This window comes from Psychrobacter sp. JCM 18902, assembly GCF_904846615.1.
Classification (GTDB): Bacteria; Pseudomonadota; Gammaproteobacteria; order Pseudomonadales; family Moraxellaceae; genus Psychrobacter.
The window spans coordinates 2,295,553-2,316,929 of record NZ_CAJHBK010000001.1; the positions used below are offsets into that span (position 1 = coordinate 2,295,553).

General features: G+C 42.5%; 14 protein-coding genes and 1 tRNA gene. All 15 read right to left on the reverse strand.

Annotation, left to right across the window (positions count from 1 at the left end):
- Positions 1-172: 172 nt before the first annotated feature.
- The 15 genes from JMY05_RS09450 to JMY05_RS09520 all read right to left on the reverse strand — a co-directional run bounded on the left by JMY05_RS09450 (position 173) and on the right by JMY05_RS09520 (position 21,065).
- The gene (locus JMY05_RS09450; RefSeq protein ID WP_045443911.1) at positions 173-694 is read right to left on the reverse strand and encodes a DUF6586 family protein; all 522 of its coding nucleotides are present in this window, start codon (positions 692-694) and stop codon (positions 173-175) included.
- A gap of 167 nt (positions 695-861) precedes the next feature.
- Positions 862-5,094 (reverse strand): DNA-directed RNA polymerase subunit beta', encoded by a 4,233-nt coding sequence (gene rpoC / locus JMY05_RS09455; protein ID WP_201614912.1) that lies wholly within the window; start codon positions 5,092-5,094, stop codon positions 862-864.
- A gap of 188 nt (positions 5,095-5,282) precedes the next feature.
- Entirely contained in the window at positions 5,283-9,401 is a 4,119-nt protein-coding gene (gene rpoB, locus JMY05_RS09460; RefSeq protein WP_087814768.1) for a DNA-directed RNA polymerase subunit beta, read from the reverse strand.
- Positions 9,402-10,191: 790 nt separating this feature from the next.
- The gene (gene rplL, locus JMY05_RS09465) at positions 10,192-10,563 is read right to left on the reverse strand and encodes a 50S ribosomal protein L7/L12 (RefSeq protein WP_011514491.1); all 372 of its coding nucleotides are present in this window, start codon (positions 10,561-10,563) and stop codon (positions 10,192-10,194) included.
- A gap of 126 nt (positions 10,564-10,689) precedes the next feature.
- Complete coding sequence (gene rplJ / locus JMY05_RS09470; protein WP_045443904.1) at positions 10,690-11,217, reverse strand: 50S ribosomal protein L10; 528 nt, start codon at positions 11,215-11,217, stop codon at positions 10,690-10,692.
- Positions 11,218-11,663: 446 nt separating this feature from the next.
- Entirely contained in the window at positions 11,664-12,365 is a 702-nt protein-coding gene (gene rplA, locus JMY05_RS09475; protein WP_045443901.1) for a 50S ribosomal protein L1, read from the reverse strand.
- Positions 12,366-12,797, reverse strand: coding sequence for a 50S ribosomal protein L11 (gene rplK / locus JMY05_RS09480; protein ID WP_010201717.1), 432 nt, complete (start codon positions 12,795-12,797; stop codon positions 12,366-12,368).
- A gap of 91 nt (positions 12,798-12,888) precedes the next feature.
- Positions 12,889-13,419 (reverse strand): transcription termination/antitermination protein NusG, encoded by a 531-nt coding sequence (nusG, locus tag JMY05_RS09485; protein ID WP_045443893.1) that lies wholly within the window; start codon positions 13,417-13,419, stop codon positions 12,889-12,891.
- 57 nt (positions 13,420-13,476) lie between these two features.
- Positions 13,477-13,965, reverse strand: a complete 489-nt coding sequence (gene secE, locus JMY05_RS09490; protein ID WP_083475710.1) for a preprotein translocase subunit SecE — start codon at positions 13,963-13,965, stop codon at positions 13,477-13,479.
- 51 nt (positions 13,966-14,016) lie between these two features.
- Positions 14,017-14,092, reverse strand: a tRNA-Trp gene (locus JMY05_RS09495).
- Between the two features lie 379 nt (positions 14,093-14,471).
- The gene (tuf, locus tag JMY05_RS09500) at positions 14,472-15,662 is read right to left on the reverse strand and encodes an elongation factor Tu (RefSeq protein ID WP_055124836.1); all 1,191 of its coding nucleotides are present in this window, start codon (positions 15,660-15,662) and stop codon (positions 14,472-14,474) included.
- A 224-nt stretch (positions 15,663-15,886) separates the two neighbouring features.
- Positions 15,887-18,013 carry an elongation factor G gene (fusA, locus tag JMY05_RS09505; protein ID WP_045447991.1) on the reverse strand — a complete coding sequence of 709 codons (2,127 nt, stop codon included), beginning with the start codon at positions 18,011-18,013 and terminating at the stop codon, positions 15,887-15,889.
- A gap of 345 nt (positions 18,014-18,358) precedes the next feature.
- Positions 18,359-18,832 (reverse strand): 30S ribosomal protein S7, encoded by a 474-nt coding sequence (gene rpsG, locus JMY05_RS09510; protein ID WP_021814163.1) that lies wholly within the window; start codon positions 18,830-18,832, stop codon positions 18,359-18,361.
- 206 nt (positions 18,833-19,038) lie between these two features.
- Positions 19,039-19,413: a 30S ribosomal protein S12 gene (rpsL, locus tag JMY05_RS09515; RefSeq protein WP_011281154.1), complete on the reverse strand. Its 375-nt coding sequence runs from the start codon at positions 19,411-19,413 to the stop codon at positions 19,039-19,041.
- Between the two features lie 458 nt (positions 19,414-19,871).
- The gene (locus tag JMY05_RS09520) at positions 19,872-21,065 is read right to left on the reverse strand and encodes an EcsC family protein (RefSeq protein WP_045447988.1); all 1,194 of its coding nucleotides are present in this window, start codon (positions 21,063-21,065) and stop codon (positions 19,872-19,874) included.
- Positions 21,066-21,377 lie beyond the last annotated feature (312 nt).

The window sequence follows — 21,377 nt, forward strand, 5'->3', positions numbered from 1 at the left end:
ATATAAACTTATGACGCAAAAAAAGGCTTATTTGGCACTCGCTAAATAAGCCTTTTTCATACTTAATACTTTGATCAATACCACTCTATTAAAGGACAGTCATCAGTCAACTAGGACACGTCTTCATTTTAAAAATGGTGATAAAAGTGAGATAAATTTTTAATAACTATTTTTAGAACTCAACCATACCAGCACGTAGTTGCTCAATCAGCTCTAAGAACTGCTGACGCCATTCTCGTATTGTCGTCTCATCTGGCAGCCATTGATTTGACAAGGTCACAACGTTAACAATAAGATCAGGTGAGGCAGTATTGCTTGGTGTTTGATCTACAATAGTATCTGGTGGCACGGCGTATAGACAACGCTGATACGCACGCTCTATATTGGCCAAAAAACCCTGCTGCTGTAACTGCTGTAACCGCTGAATCTCAGGCGATACTTGGGTACGCTCGCTCAATGCTTGTTCAATATCTGACAATGTTGGTGCGCTCATGTTTAAACTATAAAAATAACCTAGCTCTTGGGTAAATGCGAGAAAGGCACCGTATAGATGAAAAATAGCAGTTTCACAATGGGCTTGGTATAGCTGCTTATCATCGGTACTTCCCGCCGCTTGGCAAGATAGACGACAGAAATACAGTTTTTGATTGGTTCGATCTGCTTGATATTTGGCAACACGGGTTTTACCTGCCATTTGCGACTTATCCTTATATGAAGTGTAAATTAGGGCATATTTTCCAGTGTACTATTTTTTTAGATAACAGTACCATGCATTTCTCACTTTATTGCACACACAAAAAAGCCAGCAATTTAGGCTGGCTTTTTATCACATTAACAATAAATCAAAGACGCTTAATACTATTAATTATCCTGATTAAGCTCTTGTGCAAAGGCTTCATCAAAGCTTGCAAAGTCTTTACTATCCGTGCTCGCTGACATATCAAATGCTGCATTGTCAAACCCTGCTTTAAGATCTTTATCTAGCAGTTTTTGCTCCGCTTTCTCTTTGCGTGCTTTATGATAAGCAAGACCAGTACCAGCAGGAATCAAGCGACCAACGACCACGTTTTCTTTCAGACCACGTAGCTCATCCACTTTACCAGTCACGGCAGCCGCAGTTAGTACACGGGTCGTCTCCTGGAACGATGCTGCTGAAATAAAGCTTTCTGTAGCCAGACTTGCTTTGGTGATACCTAGTAATTGACGCTCGAACTGTACTGGGAATTTATCTTCCGCTTCCAGCTTCGCATTCAATGCTTTGATATCAGAGTACTCTGCTTGATCGCCTTTAAAGTGGTTTGAATCGCCGCCATCGGTAATTTCAACTTTGCGCAACATCTGACGAATAATCACTTCGATGTGCTTATCGTTGATTTTTACACCCTGCAAGCGATAAACGTCCTGTACTTCGTTAACGATGTAATCAGCAAGTGCAGTCTGACCTTTCAAACGTAAGATATCATGCGGGTTCTGTGGACCATCAGCGATCACTTCACCACGTGCTACCGTTTCGTTTTCAAAGACGTTGATTTGACGCCATTTCGGGATTAGCTCTTCATGAATCTCACCATCTTCATTGGTGATAATGAAGCGGTTTTTACCTTTGGTCTCTTTACCAAAGCTAACCACACCTGTCATTTCTGCCATGATGGCGTGATCTTTCGGACGACGTGCTTCGAACAAGTCAGCAACACGTGGTAGACCACCGGTAATATCTTTAGTACCTGAAGAGGCTTGTGGTACACGACCCAAAATCGAACCGGCTGCTACTTTTTCACCATCGCTGACGCGAATGATGGTTTCAGCTGGTAAGAAGTAAACCACTTCTTTACCTTCATCAGTGTTCAAGATAATCGCAGGACGTAAGTCTTTTGCTGAACTTGAACGGTCACGAGTAGCAAGAATCTCAAATGAGCTCATACCCGTCGCATCATCAACTTTTACGGTAGCAGTTAAGCCATCAGTAATCTCACTGAAGCGTGCAGTACCAGCAAATTCTGTGATAATAGGATGCGTGTGCGGATCCCATTTAGCGATGGTTTGACCAGCATCAACCTGATCTTCGTGTTTCACAAGCACGCTAGAACCATAAGGCACTTTATAGCGCTCACGCTCACGACCAAGCTCATCGGTCAAGGCGATTTCAGCTGAACGCGATACGATGACTAAGTGACCATCGGTATGTTGAACCGTTTTCATGTTTTCGAAATGCGCTTGACCAGCACTACGAACTGAGATGCTGTTATCCACTGATGCTGAGCTTGCTGCCCCGCCCACGTGGAATGTACGCATCGTTAACTGAGTACCTGGTTCACCGATAGACTGTGCCGCCATAACACCGACTGATTCGCCGATATTCACTTTATGACCACGAGCCAAATCACGACCATAACACTGTGAACAAACACCATGCTCAACATTACAAGTAATAACTGAGCGTACCCAGATATCATCAATCGCATTGTTATCAAGCACGTTTACCCAATGCTCATCGATCAAAGTACCTGCTGGAATCAATACCTTATCAGCATCATCGTTATAAGTCACATCACGAGCCGTCACACGACCTAGTACTAGCTCGCCTAACTTCTCAATGATTTCACCACCTTGAATATGTGGTTTCATGAGCAAGCCTTGCTCAGTACCACAGTCATCACTGGTAATAACCAAATCTTGTGCCACATCAACCAAACGACGCGTCAAGTAACCTGAGTTAGCCGTTTTCAGTGCCGTATCCGCAAGACCTTTACGGGCACCATGCGTTGAAATAAAGTACTGAAGTACGGTCAAGCCTTCACGGAAGTTTGCTTTAATTGGCGTTTCGATAATTGAACCATCTGGCTTAGCCATCAAACCACGCATACCAGCCAACTGACGAATCTGAGCCGCACTACCACGAGCACCAGAATCTGACATGATAAAGATAGAGTTGAATGACTTCTGCTCTTCTTCTTTACCTTTGGCGTTCATGATTTTATCAGTGGCTAAGTTGTCCATCATCGCTTTAGCGACTTTGTCATTGGTACGTGACCAGATATCAACCACTTTGTTATAGCGCTCACCAGCGGTCACAAAACCTTGCTCGAATTGATCTTCGATTTCGCGAACTTCGCCTTCTGCCACTTCAATGATTTGCTTTTTCAGTGGTGGAATGACCATGTCATCAATACCGATAGACACGCCTGACAACGTCGCTTGGGCAAAACCAAGATACATCAATTGGTCAGCAAACATGACACTTTCTTTAACGCCAACTTTACGGTAGCAAGAGTTAATCAAACGAGAAATATTTTTCTTCGTCATCTCTTGGTTACATTCATCAAAAGACATACCTTTAGGCATGATGTTCCAGATCAATAAACGACCTGCAACCGTTTCTTTTAAGCTGATTTCTTTAGTCTCATTGCCATCTTCATCAATATGCGTCTCGGTGACACGCACTTTGATCTTAGCGTTTACATGCAAATCGTTTGAACCAATCGCACGCAATGCTTCATTAACGGTGGCAAAAATCATGCCCTCGCCTTTGGCATTGATAGACGAGCGACTGATGTAATATAAACCCAGTACAACATCCTGTGACGGTACGATGATTGGATCACCGTTCGCAGGCGACAAGATGTTATTGGTAGACATCATTAGCGCACGTGATTCAAGCTGTGCTTCTAGTGTCAATGGCACGTGAACGGCCATTTGGTCACCATCAAAATCGGCGTTAAACGCGGTACAAACGAGCGGATGCAATTGGATTGCTTTACCTTCGATTAGTACTGGCTCAAATGCTTGCAAGCCCAAACGGTGAAGCGTTGGTGCACGGTTAAGAAGTACTGGATGCTCACGGATAACCATGGCCAGCATATCCCACACTTGCGGCTCTTCACGCTCTACCATCTTTTTGGCAGCTTTAATTGTCGTGGCTAAACCATGAGACAATAATTTGTTATAAGTAAATGGCTTGAATAATTCAAGTGCCATTTTCTTTGGTAAACCACACTGATGTAGACGTAGCGTTGGACCAACAACGATCACCGAACGACCAGAGTAGTCAACACGCTTACCAAGTAAGTTTTGACGGAAACGACCTTGCTTACCTTTGATCATATCAGCCAAAGATTTCAATGGACGCTTGTTACTACCAGTGATCGCACGACCGCGACGACCGTTATCAAGCAAGGCATCCACTGATTCTTGCAACATACGCTTTTCGTTACGTACGATGATATCAGGTGCGCTCAGCTCAAGCAGACGCTTTAGACGGTTATTACGGTTAATGACGCGGCGATACAAATCGTTTAGATCTGAAGTCGCAAAACGACCACCTTCTAGTGGTACTAGCGGACGCAAATCTGGTGGTAGTACTGGCAAGATGTTCATCACCATCCACTCAGGCTTGTTATTAGAGTCACGGAAGGCTTCTAATAATTTAAGACGCTTAGACATCTTTTTAAGCTTGGTTTCAGAACCAGTTTGCGGAATCGCTTCGCGCAAATCATCGATTTCAAGATCTAAATCGATATCTTTCAATAGGTCTTGAACCGCTTCAGCACCCATTTTAGCGGTGAATTCATCGCCAAACTCTTCAAGCGCTTTATAATAATCTTCATCATCAAGCAGTTGATACTTCTCTAGAGAAGTCAAACCTGGCTCAGTAACAATATAGCTTTCAAAATATAGGACGCGTTCGATATCACGAAGCGTCATGTCTAGCAATAGACCGATACGGCTTGGTAATGATTTTAAGAACCAAATGTGTGCCACTGGGCTGGCTAAGTCAATATGACCCATACGATCACGACGTACTTTCGCAGTCGTTACTTCTACGCCACATTTTTCACAGATAACGCCTTGGAATTTACGGCGCTTATATTTACCACATAAACATTCAAAGTCTTTTACTGGACCAAAGATTTTGGCACAAAATAGACCATCACGTTCAGGCTTAAACGTACGATAGTTAATAGTTTCAGGCTTTTTTACTTCACCATGCGACCATGACTTGATGACGTCAGGTGAGGCTAAAGTAATTTGAATGCTATCAAACTCTTGATTACCGTTGCCGGTAGGGCTTTGCATGATATCGAGTAAATCTTTCAAGTTGCTTCTCCGTTATCTTTATAATCATCTGATAGCGTATTATTGACGCAAATAAGATGAATGAAGGCAATGAATAGGGTTGAGACAAATCACTAAAAGCAGCAGCGATGCGCATACTGCTTTTAGGTTGACCACTAAGGATAATAATCAACTGAGACCATGTTAACAATAGTCTCAATCAGCCGTGCTTAATGGGTTTGTTTTAACTCAATATTAATACCCAATGATTTGATTTCTTTGGTCAGTACGTTAAACGATTCAGGCATACCTGGATCCATATACTGCTCACCATCAACGATGTTTTTGTACATACGCGTACGGCCTTCAACGTCATCCGACTTCACAGTCAGCATCTCTTGTAGCGTATAAGTCGCGCCGTAAGCTTCTAGTGCCCAGACTTCCATCTCACCGAAGCGCTGACCACCAAACTGAGCTTTACCACCGAGTGGCTGCTGCGTCACTAATGAGTAAGAACCTGTTGAACGCGCATGCATTTTGTCATCAACCAAATGGTTAAGTTTGAGCATATACATATAACCAACGGTTACTTTACGGTCAAACTTCTGACCAGTACGACCATCATACAACGTCTGCTGACCATCACGGTCCATACCAGCAAGCTCTAGCAGGTCTTTAACTTGGCTTTCTCTTGCGCCGTCAAATACTGCTGTGCCCATTGGTACACCAGCGCGCAAGTTATCTGCTAGCGCCATGATGTCATCATCACTCAAGCTATCAAGATCAACTTGCTCACCGCCGACTTGGTTATAGATTTTGTCTAAGAAGTCACGTAAATCTTTGATCGCTGCTTGCGATTTGAGCATACCATCGATCTTCTCGCCCAAACCTTTCGCTGCCATACCCAAATGCGTTTCTAGAACCTGACCGATGTTCATACGCGATGGTACACCAAGTGGGTTCAAGACGATGTCAACGGTATTACCATTTTCATCATAAGGCATGTCTTCAACTGGCATAATGCGCGATACCACACCTTTGTTACCATGACGACCAGCCATTTTATCACCAGGCTGAATACGACGCTTAACCGCTAGATATACCTTAACGATTTTTTGTACGCCATGTTGTAAGTCATCACCAGCGGTTAATTTGCGTTTTTTCTCAGCAAACTTAACATCGATGTCTTTTTGCTTATCAACCAAATACTCAGCGATTTGCGTGAGACGCTCAGAAATTTCTTCTTCAACAGGCTGAATATCAAGCAAAGTCTCAAGGCTCATATCTTTCATATCGGCCAATGCCATCACTGTACCGGCTTTTAGACCAGAACCACCGCTGACTTTTTGACCATCAAGCAAGTTACCGATACGACCACGAGCCGCTTCTTCAAAGATACGTAGCTCTTCTTTTAAATCTTTACGATAGCTATCAAGCTGTGATTTTTCAATTGCTCTTGCACGTGCGTCTTTTTCAACGCCGTCACGAGTAAAGACTTGAACATCAATAACCGTGCCTTTGCTTGATGTTGGTACACGTAGCGACGTGTCTTTAACATCAGCCGCTTTTTCACCAAAGATAGCCCGGAGCAATTTCTCTTCTGGCGTCAGTTGTGTTTCACCTTTTGGCGTCACTTTACCAACTAAGATATCACCAGCGTCAACTTCAGCACCGATATAAACGATACCTGCTTCATCGAGGCTTGATAGAGCAGCTTCACCAACGTTTGGAATATCCGCAGTAATCTCTTCGGTTCCAAGCTTGGTATCACGTGCCACACAAGTCAATTCTTGGATATGAATAGTAGTAAAACGATCTTCTTTAACTACTTTTTCAGACAGCAAGATTGAATCTTCGAAGTTGTAACCATTCCACGGCATAAATGCGATGCGAATGTTCTGACCCAATGCAAGCTCACCAAGATCCGTTGACGGACCATCGGCCAAGATATCACCTACAGCAATAGCATCACCTTGGTTGACGATAATACGTTGGTTGATACAAGTATTTTGGTTAGAACGCGTGTATTTAACGAGGTTGTAGATATCAATACCAGCTTCACCAGCAATCATCTCATCTTCATTGACACGAACCACAACACGTGAGGCATCAACGTCTTCGATCACACCGCCACGCTTAGCAATAACACAAACGCCAGAGTCACGCGCAACGTGACGCTCCATACCGGTACCGACTAACGGCTTATCAGCACGTAGCGTAGGAACTGCCTGACGCTGCATGTTCGAGCCCATCAAGGCACGGTTAGCATCATCATGCTCTAGGAAAGGAATTAGGCCTGCTGCAACTGATACCACCTGACTTGGCGACACATCCATATGCGTCACTTTTTCTGGCGGCATACGCACGAATTCACCATAGCTACGCACACTGACCATCTCATCAGATAACGCGCCTTCTGCGGTTACTGGCGAATCAGCCTGTGCAATGACTGTACCGACTTCTTCAATTGCTGATAGATACTCAATGACATCAGTTACTTTACCATCAACCACACGGCGATAAGGCGTTTCTAAGAAGCCAAAGCTGTTGGTCTTTGCAAAGGTCGCTAATGAGTTAATAAGACCAATGTTTGGACCTTCAGGAGTCTCAATCGGACATACGCGACCATAATGGGTATCATGTACGTCACGTACTTCAAAGCCTGCACGTTCACGGGTCAGACCACCAGGTCCTAGTGCTGATACACGGCGTTTATGGGTAACTTCAGACAATGGGTTGTTCTGATCCATAAACTGCGATAACTGGCTTGAACCAAAGAATTCTTTGACCGCAGCAGCAACAGGTTTTGAGTTAATCAAATCTTGCGGTGACAAGTTATCAGATTCCGCTGAGCTTAAACGCTCTTTGACTGCACGCTCAACACGCACTAGACCAACACGGAATTGGTTTTCTGCCATCTCGCCGACCGAACGAATACGGCGGTTACCTAAATGGTCGATATCATCGACTTCGCCGCGACCATTACGAATCTCAATCAATTCTTTTAGGACATTAACGATATCGGCATTGGTCAATACACTACGAGCGCGTTGGATGTCTGGATCATCAGTATTATCAAACTCTAACCCTAAACGACGGTTAAATTTCATACGACCGACATTTGATAAGTCATAACGATCCGCGTTGAAGAACATGCTGTCAAATAGTTTTTCAGCGGTCTCAACCGTTGGTGGCTCACCTGGACGCATGACTTTATAAATTTCAATCAAGGCTTCTTCGCGGCTTGAGGTGCTATCTGCACGTAGCGTATCGGCAATATAACTGCCTTGATCGATATCATTGGTGAATAGAATGCTGAATTCTTTGATAGACTCGCTGGCTTCAAATGCACTTAATTTAACCAATAATTCATGGTCAATTAGGGTATTCGCTTTAGCGATAACTTCGTCATTCACCACGATATCTTCAGCTAAAATACGCTCATAAAGATATTCATCAGGTATCGCAATCTTCGTCATACCTGCTTCTTCAAGCTGACGAATACGGCGTGCATTAATACGCTTGCCCTGCTCTACGATGACATCACCTTCTGGTGATACGATATCGAACTGAGCCATCTCACCGCGCAAGCGATCAGCAACCAAATCAATCTCGAACTGCTCTTCACCTTTATAAACGGCTACTTTATCAAAGAACAAATCTAAGATTTCAGACGTTGTTAGACCAAGCGCACGTAAAATAATTGAAGCCAATAGCTTACGACGACGGTCAATACGAGCAAAAACTAAGTCTTTGGCATCAAATTCAAAATCTAACCATGAACCACGGTAAGGAATGATACGCGCGTTATAAAGCACTTTACCACTTGAATGCGACTTACCTTTATCATGGTCAAAGAACACACCAGGTGAACGATGTAGCTGAGAGACGATAACACGCTCAGTACCATTGATAATAAAAGTACCGTTAGCCGTCATCAACGGCATCTCGCCCATGTAAACGCTTTGCTCACGGATATCTTTGATAGCCGCTTTGCTGTCTTTATCTTTGCTGTCTTTGTCTTTGATGATCAAACGGATTTTGACACGCATAGGCGCGGCAAATGTTGAACCACGTAAGATACACTCACGCTCATCAAATTCAGGCGTACCTAAATAATATTCAACGAATTGTAGCTCTGCGTTACCAGAGTGACTCTCAATTGGGAAAATAGAGGAATACGCAGCTTGCAAACCAGTATTCTCACGAGCTTTTGGCTTTTTGTGCTCTTGCAAAAATTGCTCATAAGAATCTACTTGAATAGACAGTAAATAGGGAATGTCCATCACAGTGGGCAATTCAGCAAAACTTTTGCGAATACGCTTTTTTTCAGTATAAGAATATGCCATCGAGAGTCCTTACAGTAAACGTGGAAACAAATTAAAAGCGTGGCCAGCGTGCATAAATACGATGCAAACTTGGCGACGTAAACGATAATATAAAACAGGTAATCGTGTTCAGTTGATATCTTTTGTCAATTACTACTTCTGCTATCAGTGCTTACTTAGCACCCTTACTTGCATTTTATGATCGGTATCTAAGTCAGTCTATATGACCACTCAGACAACCAAATTCAATATCACATCATCTAAAACATATTGCTTTTAAGCAAAACTTACTCATAGAGGTAAGAAAAAATGACTCGTTCAAGGGTATTTCTAAGTTATCTGCTATCAAAACTGATTGTATTTAGTCATTTTTCTTTCAAAAAACCGGCTCTTTCAAAACCAACAATTCTATCAAAACTAATATCGTCGCTGATATGTACCGTCTATAAGCCTAACTACTGACAGTAATACTCTGCGAAACGGACAACCTAAACTTAATAGCTTTTCAGAATTAATAATAATCGGGGTAACTATAACTTTTAGAATCAGTATAAACTATAGTGTTAATGGGAAAGCATGCAGACACAAAAAAATGCCAAACATCTATGGACGTTTAGCTTAAATTAACTGATTTCAAAAACTGGCATGTGTGCTTGCATGTATATCGTCTGTCCTTTTGATGGGTATCCACCGTGATGTTGCATACGACTGTTGGCAGACACAAAAGGTCAAGCTACGAATTATAGTAAAAAAAAGCTGGCAATGCAAGGCATTACCAGCTTTTTTTGTACAACACTAAGATAAGCGAAGCTTATTTTAGTTCAACAGTTGCACCAGCTTCTTCAAGTTTCTTTTTCAACTCTTCAGCTTCAGCTTTGTTAACGCCTTCTTTGATTGGAGCTGGAGCGCTTTCAACCAAATCTTTCGCTTCTTTCAAGCCAAGACCAGTAGCTTCACGTACGGCTTTAATTACGCCAACTTTCTTCTCGCCAAAGCTGGCAAGAACTACGTCAAACTCGTCTTTTTCTTCAGCAGCAGCAGCAGCAGGGCCAGCAGCAGCAGGTGCAGCAGCAACAGCAGCTGTTACGCCGAATTTTTCTTCCATAGCGCTGATTAATTCAACGATATCCATTACTGACATTTCAGCGATTGCGTTTAACACGTCATCTTTAGATAGTGCCATGAGAACTCTCCGTTATCTGATAAAAATTAATTGATTTTAAAATCGCTTGGATTGCTTGCCAAATTTTCAAATAGTGTTGGCAATAAAGTGCAATCGGCGATGTCAAAGTTACGTTAAAACAAGCAATTATGCCGCTTCTTTTGCGTCTTTGATTGCTGCTACCGTGCGAACAAGCTTACTAGGAACAGCGTTCATAGTTTGAACAAGCTTGGTAACTGGTGCATTCATAGTAGCCATCAAGATAGAGATTGCTTCGTCGCGAGTTGGTAGCTTCGATACGCGCTCTAGCTCTTCTGGACCATAAACAACACCACCAACTGATACCAATTTGGTCTCTAAAGCTTTGTGATCTTTACTGAACTCGAAAACAACTCGAGCAGCAGATCCCAAATCTTCCATAGAGAAAGCCAAAAGTAATGGACCAGTCATACGGTCTGACATGCTCTCAAACTTAGTGCCTTCAAACGCACGTTTTGCTAGGGTGTTTTTTACCACTTTCAAAACGACGCCTTTTTCACGGGCTTGTTCGCGCAGCTTAGTAAGCTTTGCAACACCAATACCATGATATTCGGCAGCTACTGCTGAGTAAGCATTAGCAGCAACTTCAGACACTTCAGCCACAACTTGTTGTTTTTGCTCTAGCGTTAATGCCATAAGTTGACTCCTTTAATCTTATCAATCAGCTGAATATTTAATCATTTAAACCTAAGCTTTTAAGCATTGGCATTCAATAATTAAACGAATCGCTTAGACTGACTTGATACGACACGTTATCAGCATATTTATTAAAAATAAATTTACTCATAACGACTGATTACGGCACCGTTATCAGAATGACATCAAGTGATAGATTGAACTATCGGCTCTTATCAACAACTGGGTGGGTCACCGTCTGCGTAGGACAACTAAGATTTTCATCTTTCGTCGATTAACAAAAGCAGCTCGTTGTTATTACTAATGATCCGAAAACAATTAATAAAAACGTAAAACTGCTTTCTACCTACGGTCTTAGACAGCATAGCGTTTGCTACGCTGACCTAATTCTTTAAAATATTTTTGCAGCCTTTATTTAAAATCGTCAAATAAAGGCACATATATAATTATTTTGCTGTGCGATATGGAACTGGATCAATACTTAGACCAGGACCCATCGTGCTAGACAAGGTAATTTTCTTAATGAAAGTACCTTTAGAAGTAGCAGGCTTAGCACGTCTTAAATCTGCAATCAGTGCTTCAGCATTCTGGATTACTTGCTCAGCAGTAAAACCAACTTGACCGATAGTCGTGTGGATGATACCTGCTTTGTCTACACGATACTGTGCTTGACCGGCTTTAGCGTTAGTAACCGCTTCAGCAACGTTAGGCGTAACCGTACCGACTTTAGGGTTAGGCATTAGACCACGTGGACCTAGGATAGTACCTAGTTGACCAACAACACGCATTGCATCAGGAGCAGCAATAACGATATCAAAGTCCATGTTACCAGCTTTGATCGATTCTGCTAGGTCTTCAAAACCAACGATATCTGCACCAGCTTCTTTGGCGGCTTCAGCAGCAGCACCTTGAGCAAATACAGCAACGCGTTTGGTTTTACCAGTACCAGCAGGTAGGTTGGTAGCGCCACGAACCACTTGATCAGATTTACGTGGGTCAACACCCAAGTTAATCGCAATATCAATTGACTCTTTGAATTTAAGAGGTGGCAAATCGTTTAGGATTTGAACCGCTTCTTCAACTGTATACTGCTTTTCATGTACGATACGGCTTTGAATTTCTTTTTGACGTTTGGTTAGCTTGCTCATTTACACACCCTCCACGGTAATACCCATTGAACGTGCAGTACCAGCGATGGTACGAACAGCAGCATCAAGATCAGCAGCAGTTAAATCTGCATCTTTGGTCTTAACGATGTCTTCTAGTTGTGCACGGTCAACTTTACCGACTTTAGCGGTATTTGGTGTACCAGAACCTTTAGCGATACCAGCAGCCTTACGTAGTAAGTATGCAGCTGGTGGTGACTTCATGATAAAAGTAAAAGACTTATCGCTATATACAGTGATCTCAGTAGGAATCGGTAGACCCGGCTCTTGGTTTGAGGTCGCAGCGTTAAATTCTTTACAGAACGCCATTATGTTCACGCCTTTTTGACCCAATGCTGGACCAATCGGTGGTGAAGGATTTGCTTTGCCTGCAGGGACTTGTAGTTTGATGTAACCATCAATCTTCTTAGCCATGATTTTCTCCTAAATGGGTAATAGCGCCAAATCAATGTGGTATAAACCTTATTGACTAACAGCTCCCCGGTTGATGAACTTTTTTGCTGATTTAGTCTAGCTTTTCAACTTTACTAAATTCAAGCTCGACCTGAGTCGGTCGATTAAATACGTTTACCGTTAAATGTAGTTTAGACTTCTCGTAATCCACTTTTTCTACCAACCCTTTAAAGTCAGTAAATGGACCATCGATAACCAACAGCTCTTCGCCCGGCTCAAATAGAGTCTTAGGACGTGGGTCAGTTTCAGTCTGATTCAAACGGTTTAAAATACGATCCGCTTCTACTTGCGTAATTGGCGCTGGTGTTTCAGGTGTGCCACCGATGAAACCCATAATACGTGGGCACTCTTTAACGATGTGCCAAGTATTATCGTTCATTTCCATCTGGATCAATACATAACCTGGAAAGAACTTACGCTCACTCTTACGCTTTTTGCCGTCTTTCATTTCGACGACTTCTTCAGTAGGAACCAATACGTCACCGAATGATTCAGCGAAGTCACTACGATTAATACGATCAGTTAATGAACGCTGTACTTGCTTTTCATATCCTGAAAACGCTTGGACAATATACCAACGCATATCACGCTCCTGATCATTATAAGTAAATTTTGGGGTAAGACTCACTAATACGTGCGACTAACCAATAAAGATGCCAACGAACCAATTAAAAAAGTTATCTAATAACCAAACCAGAAAACCAACAATGGCAATCATGACAATGACCTGCCAGGTATATTGAAACGTTTCATCTTTACCTGGCCATGTCACTCGGCGCAATTCAACAGCAGCGTCTTTCAATAATATTTTAAAAGCGCGGCCTTGATGCGTTAATGCCAAGCATACTAAGGCGAATACAATAAGGGCAACGATAATACCAATACGTACCCAGACATCATTGGCAGGTTGCCAATAGCCAGGTAAATACTGATTAACTAACGTCGCCCCGATTAATACTGCTGCGGCAAGTAGCCACAGTACCACATCTTTTATTGAGCCTGTTTTAGCCACTTCAACAGCAGTTGTTTGATTGCCCGCTGAGATGTGCTTACCTTTAGACAGCATTCCACCAGCACCCGCCTTGGCATCAGATAACTTAGTCTCGAGGTTATCTTGATCATTGCTCATAAAGAACTCGCTTCGGAGATGGTGAGGTATAACAAAGATGTGATAAGAAGATGGCAGGCGATGTAGGACTCGAACCTACAACCCTCGGTTTTGGAGACCGATGCTCTACCAATTGAGCCAATCGCCTATGGGTGTAAAGGACAGCATTATACAATATTTGATATAAAATGCAAGCCTTTAGCGGTAAAATTATTATTTTTACCTAGTTTTGCTCTTATTTGAATGTGCTATTGAATCATCATTACTTTAACAAAATGAAGATACAAGCGACTAATAAGAAGCAGCGTTAATATAGCAAGCTCCGCTAAGAATTACAATAGATTGGAAAGTAAATTATAAACGTTATAGATATAACTGGCTAATCATGTTGGCTAAGATAACGAAAGGTGTGTTCATACTACCGAAGAATAACCATATTTCCTGATCATTTGATCTAAAAAAAGCCACCCTTATTCAAGGATGGCTTTTTATGACTAACTTACAATCTCATTACTGAGACGGATAGATTAGTTTAGTACGTTAGCAACAACACCAGCGCCTACAGTACGGCCGCCTTCACGAATAGCGAAGCGAAGACCTTTGTCCATAGCGATTGGGTGGATAAGCTCTACGCCCATCTCAACGTTATCACCAGGCATGACCATTTCAGTACCGTCTTGTAATTGGATTGCGCCAGTTACGTCAGTGGTACGGAAGTAGAACTGTGGACGATAGCCGTTTAGGAATGGTGTGTGACGACCACCCTCTTCTTTGCTAAGCACATAAACTTCAGCGTCAAACTTGGTGTGAGGAGTGATTGAACCTGGCTTAGCAAGTACTTGGCCACGTTGTACATCTTCACGTTTGGTACCACGTAGTAGTACGCCACAGTTTTCGCCTGCACGACCTTCGTCAAGCAGTTTACGGAACATCTCTACACCAGTACAGGTGGTTTTTTGAGTGTCACGGATACCGACGATTTCGATTTCGTCGCCTACGCGTACGATACCAGATTCAACACGACCTGTTACAACAGTACCACGGCCTGATATTGAGAATACGTCTTCGATTGGCATTAGGAATGCTTTGTCAACGTCACGCTCTGGCTCTGGGATGTAGGTGTCAAGAACGTTAAGAAGTTCTACAACCGCTGGTTGGCCGTATTTTTCTTGTGAGCCTTTTAGGGCTTCAGTCGCTGAACCATGGATGATTGGGGTATCATCACCTGGGAAGTCGTAGTCATTAAGAAGTTCACGAACTTCCATTTCTACGAGTTCTAGCAATTCTTCGTCATCAACAACATCACATTTGTTCATGAATACGATGATGTACGGTACGCCAACCTGACGTGAAAGCAGGATGTGCTCACGGGTTTGTGGCATTGGGCCGTCAGTTGCTGATACGACTAGGATTGCGCCGTCCATCTGAGCGGCACCGGTGATCATGTTTTTAACATAATCGGCGTGACCTGGGCAATCGACGTGAGCGTAGTGACGTGCTGGGGTGTCATATTCTACGTGTGAGGTGTTGATGGTGATGCCACGTGCTTTTTCTTCTGGTGCTGAGTCAATAGACGCGTAGTCTTTGGCTTCGCCACCTGAAGTGATTGCTGCTACCGTTGCGATGGCAGCTGTTAGGGTTGTTTTACCGTGGTCAACGTGTCCGATTGTACCGACGTTGACGTGTGGCTTTACGCGTTCAAACTTGGCCTTTGCCATGGGTATTTCCTCTTTTTTTGGGGTCAAATGCTAAGCTCGTATAAATACGATAACAAAGACGATCTTGACCACATTAAGATAATTGTTAAAAGGGTACACATACTAATGTGCAGATATTATAAGAAAATCACCGCCAATAACAAGTCTTTTAACCAATTATTGGCGTATTCTTCTATGACAACATAAAGATAATAGCTACATTGTCATATTTAATAGACGATTACTTACTCGTCATCATCTTTATTGTTGAATTTAGAGATGATGTCAGCAGCAACTGATTTTGGAATCTCAGCGTACTTTTGGAATTCCATTGAATAAGTAGCACGGCCTTGTGACATTGAGCGCATTTGTGTGGCATAACCAAACATTTCTGCTAATGGTACTTCGGCACGGATCTGCTTAGTACCGCCAGGTAGGTCTTCCATACCCTGTACCAAACCACGACGACGGTTAAGATCGCCCATGATATCGCCCATATAATCTTCAGGCGTTTCAACTTCAACTTTCATGATTGGCTCAAGTAGCGCTGGATCTGCTGCCATGAAGCCTTTTCTGAATGCCATAGAACCAGCCATCTTAAATGATAGCTCATCCGAATCGACGTCATGGTAAGAACCGTCATACAAGGTCGCTTTTACGCCAACCACTGGATAACCAGCAAGTACGCCATTTTTCATGCGTTCTCGGATACCTTTATCAACAGCACCATGGAATTCTTTCGGTACAGTACCACCAACAACTTCTTCAGCGAATTCATATTCAGTATCGCCCGCTGGATCAAGTGGCTCAAGACGTAACCAAACGTGACCGAATTTACCACGACCACCAGTCTGACGTACGAATTTGCCTTCTTGCTCAACCGTGTTACGAATCGTTTCACGATAAGCAACCTGCGGCGCACCGATGTTCGCTTCAACGTTAAACTCACGCTTCATACGGTCAACAAGAATCTCTAGATGCAGCTCACCCATACCACTGATGATTGTCTGACCAGATTCTTCGTCAGTGTGTACACGGAACGATGGATCTTCTTTCGCCAAACGACCTAAAGCAATTGACATTCTTTCTTGGTCAGCTTTGGTCTTAGGTTCAACCGCTAGGCTGATAACTGGATCTGGGAATTCCATGCGCTCAAGTGTGATAACATTTTGCTCATCACATAGCGTATCACCAGTTGTCACATCTTTCATGCCAACCAATGCCGCGATATCACCAGTACGAATTTCTTGTAACTCTTCTTGAGAGTTCGCCATCATTTGTACGATACGACCAACACGCTCACGCTTCATTTTAACTGGGTTATAAACGCTGCTGCCTTGCGTCAAAACACCTGAATAAACACGAACGAAGGTTAAGTTACCAACGAACTTGTCATTCATAATCTTAAATGCTAAAGCTGAGAATGGCGCTTCGTCTGACGCTTCACGAGTTCCTTCAGTTTCATCTTTGTCATCAAGGATACCTTTAATAGCAGGTACATCCATAGGTGCTGGAAGATACTGAATAACCGCATCCAACATCTTTTGTACACCTTTGTTTTTAAAGGCAGTACCACAAAGTAGCGGAATGATTGCGTTATCAATAGTCAATTGACGAATAGCTGTGTTAATCTGCTCTACAGACAACTCGCCATTTTCTAAATACTCATTCATCAATTCTTCTGTTGCTTCAGCCGCATTTTCTACAAGAATCTCACGATACTCTTCTGCTTTTTCTTGTAATTCAGCTGGGATTTCGCGCTCTTCAAACTCCATACCTTGAGATGCTTCATCCCAATAAAGAGCTTTCATCGTAACTAGATCAATAACGCCTTCGAAGTCATCTTCTTTACCAATTGGAATAACCAATGGCACAGGATTACCACCTAGACGAGTTTTGATCTGCTCAATGACACGATAGAAATCAGCGCCAACGCGATCCATTTTGTTTACAAATGCAAGACGTGGAACTTTATATTTATTTGCCTGACGCCATACGGTCTCAGACTGTGGCTGAACGCCGCCTACTGCACAATAAACCATGCAAGCGCCATCAAGTACACGCATAGAACGTTCAACTTCGATCGTGAAGTCAACGTGACCTGGGGTGTCAATGATGTTGATACGATGTTCGTCAAACTGTTTTGCCATACCTGACCAAAAACAAGTCGTCGCTGCTGAGGTAATAGTAATACCGCGCTCTTGTTCTTGCTCCATCCAGTCCATAGTGGCTGCGCCATCATGTACTTCACCAAGTTTGTGACTAACACCGGTATAAAATAAAACACGCTCAGTAGTGGTTGTCTTACCAGCATCGATGTGCGCTGAGATACCAATGTTGCGATAGCGTTTTAGGGGAGTTTTACGAGCCATAGTGTTTTCCTAGGAAAAGTCGTGTATATAATAATGTATTGTGTCTCTACCTCATACTCTATGACAAAGCGGTCAGCTTCATATTACTTACTGATTATTGAGCCTAATACGGACAAAAAAAGAGCAAATACTAAGAATAGTGCGGCATCAGATTTGGGATGCTCTCTTGTGACAAGCATACTTAATTAAGAGAGACATCTTGATAGATGTCCGCCATCTCGTTGTTGATAGTCAAAAACTACTTACAACAAGATAAACGATGGCGGCAATCAATAGAATAAATAACAATGTAAGATTAGCTGACTTCAGCCAGCTAATCTAAAGCTACTACTAATAGACAGTAGCTTAGAAGCGGTAATGAGAGAACGCTTTGTTAGCATCTGCCATGCGGTGAACTTCGTCACGCTTTTTCATAGCAGCGCCTTTGCCATCAGCAGCATCATTCAATTCGCCAGCTAAACGCAAAGCCATTGATTTTTCAGAACGCTTAGCAGCAGCTTCAGCTAACCAACGCATAGCCAAGGCAGTACGACGGGAGGGGCGTACTTCCATTGGTACTTGGTAGGTTGCACCACCAACGCGGCGAGCTTTCACTTCTACCATTGGGCGTACATTTTCTAAAACTTCTTCGAAGAAAGATACTGGATCTTCGATTTTACGTTTTTCGCTTACTGTTTCAAGTGCACCGTAAACGATACGCTCAGCAGTAGATTTTTTACCATGACTCATTACATGGTTGATGAATTTTGCAACAGTTTGGCTACCAAACTTAGGATCCGGTAGGATCTCACGGGTAGCAACGACGCGACGTCTTGGCATAATAAATATCCTTTTCTTCAGGAGTGTCTGACATTCACAATCTCGCACCAATTAATATTGGATGGCGTTATATCGAGTTGTCAGTCAGCCTTACTGCACGGCGGTATGTTTTAACAGTGAATTACTAATTTAATAATACTGTCAACACCAGACCCATGCACAGTTAATGTTTGGTATAAAAAAGCTTAGCTAATAACGATTAGTTATTAAACTTTAGGCTTCTTAGCACCATATTTAGAGCGACCTTGCTTACGGTCTTTTACGCCTGCGCAATCCAATGCACCACGAACGGTGTGATAACGTACACCTGGTAGATCTTTTACACGACCACCGCGGATAAGAACAACACTGTGCTCTTGTAAGTTATGACCTTCGCCGCCGATGTAGCTTGATACTTCATAGCCTGAAGTCAAACGTACACGACATACTTTACGCATGGCTGAGTTAGGTTTTTTAGGGGTAGTAGTATATACGCGAGTACATACACCACGACGTTGTGGGCACGCTTCCAACGCAGGAACTTTTGACTTTTCCTTGATGGTTTTGCGACCTTTACGAATCAATTGGTTAGTTGTTGCCATGAGGCATCCTTCTCCCGTTTGGTATAAAACAAAAAAATGGGGAAACGCACCATCCATCTGACTTTAATGACAGATTTTGGTATACCCATTTTTAGGACAGTGTATTATAAAGAGTTGTTGCTGCTATTTCAACCACTTATGCGTGATTGCACTTTACAACATTTGATAGATATGCATTCACCCTACTACTATAACACTTTATCTATTTTTAGTTAAAAATCAGCTAAAAAGTAGATTGTCATACAGTATATCGAAAGTAGCATTACGAACGATTTAAATAGAATGTTTGACTATAAATAAATAGCAATTTATGAGTACTAAATGGCGATATTATCTTGTTTTTCAAGAGAAAGAAGACATTATCGCCAAAATTAGCAGTAGATATCCAGCTCATAATCCTTCTATGATATAAGCTGGCTTAAGAAAAGTAACACTTAAGTCTGATTGTTTAGACGCTCTTATTTGCTTTTCTTGTTAGCCGTCTTATTTGATTTGCTGTCAGAGGATTTGTTATGACTGCCTTGCTTATCATTGTTGTCATTGTCGTCTTTCTGCGTTTCTTTCACGACCTTTTTATCAGCTTCTTGATGGTTATTTTTTTCTTCAGTAGTGTCTTTCTTGCTATCGGTATCCTTGCTTGACTCTTTCTCAGTATCTTGCTGCTTGTCATTGTCAGCTGTTTTGTTTACCTTGGCTTCATTACCGCTATCATCAGTGATTGCACGATTGGCAAGTTTGGCTTCTGGGGCAAAAGTCGCTTGAGCCACGCCAATCACTTCATCAATGAGCTGGCTGTTGTAGCGCATACCAACGATAACAGCGGTAACTGGTAAGAATTTGCGTATCCATGTTAAATTGATTTTATCCAAGTCAATACCGACCTGACTGGCAATGCTGTCAACTTGTTCTGCATAAAAGTTGACGTTTTTATCCTTTAGACCTAGGTTTTTTAGCTCATTGTGTAGACCACTGCTTTGGGCATTATCCAATAAGCCTTTGCCGATACCAATACCTGCTAGCAATGCTTGTTTTTCTTGCATCTTGCTCAGATCAGCATTTGCTAGCAGCTCGTATGCCATTTTGACACCTTGCTTACCTGTGAGGGGTTTATTGTAGACAGCACCCAACTGATAAACGGTACGTAATGATACCAATAAAAGCCATAGCGTATCAGCAAGCAAACCAGGAAGCCCAGCCAAACCTGTTAAGCCCCCTATCGTTGCCAATGCACGGTTTTGATTGGCGATATCAGTGGCTAATGCATAACGCTCTTCATCATCTAAGCTTGCGATATTGGCGAAACGATGCTCATTAGGTAAATCAATCTGACTCCAATTAGAGGCAAGGTTTGCCACTTGTGCAAAAGCGCCATCGACCGTCGACTGAAAAAAACTGTTTGGCACTACTTTTTTGGCATATTTACCGTAAGTGGCAAAACGTGGCCCTAATAATTGCTGAGTGGCTTTTAACGTTTGCTCACGGAATAAATCCTGCTGATAGTCTTCATCGCCTAAGTTGACTGCTTTGTATTGACGCGGTTTTCCCGTCTTAGCATTCACGCTATCAATAATAGCGCCCACGCGCTCTAGATTGTTGCGAGTAAAAGAGCCAACGGTAGTGATACCTTTAGAGAGAGTGCTACGCTTCGCCATCGTGATGTCCTTAATGTGATGAGTAATTTTGTTTTATTGTAAGCGATTTATAATAATAGATGTGCCATTCTAGTCAATCACTATAATCGATGTCAGTGCGAACAATGTTATCGCAATCACAAATTTTGTATCCAAAAGTATCACTTAATGTATGATTGATACCATCATATAAGCTGTCTTCAATCAAATGGTCTTTTTAGATGGCTTTAGACAGCAAGCGCGATTTTGTCGTTATTTTGCACTTGTACAAAGATTTTGGACGCTCGATACGTTATCATGTGCCATAACTCACAGTACACTTGTACTTCTATT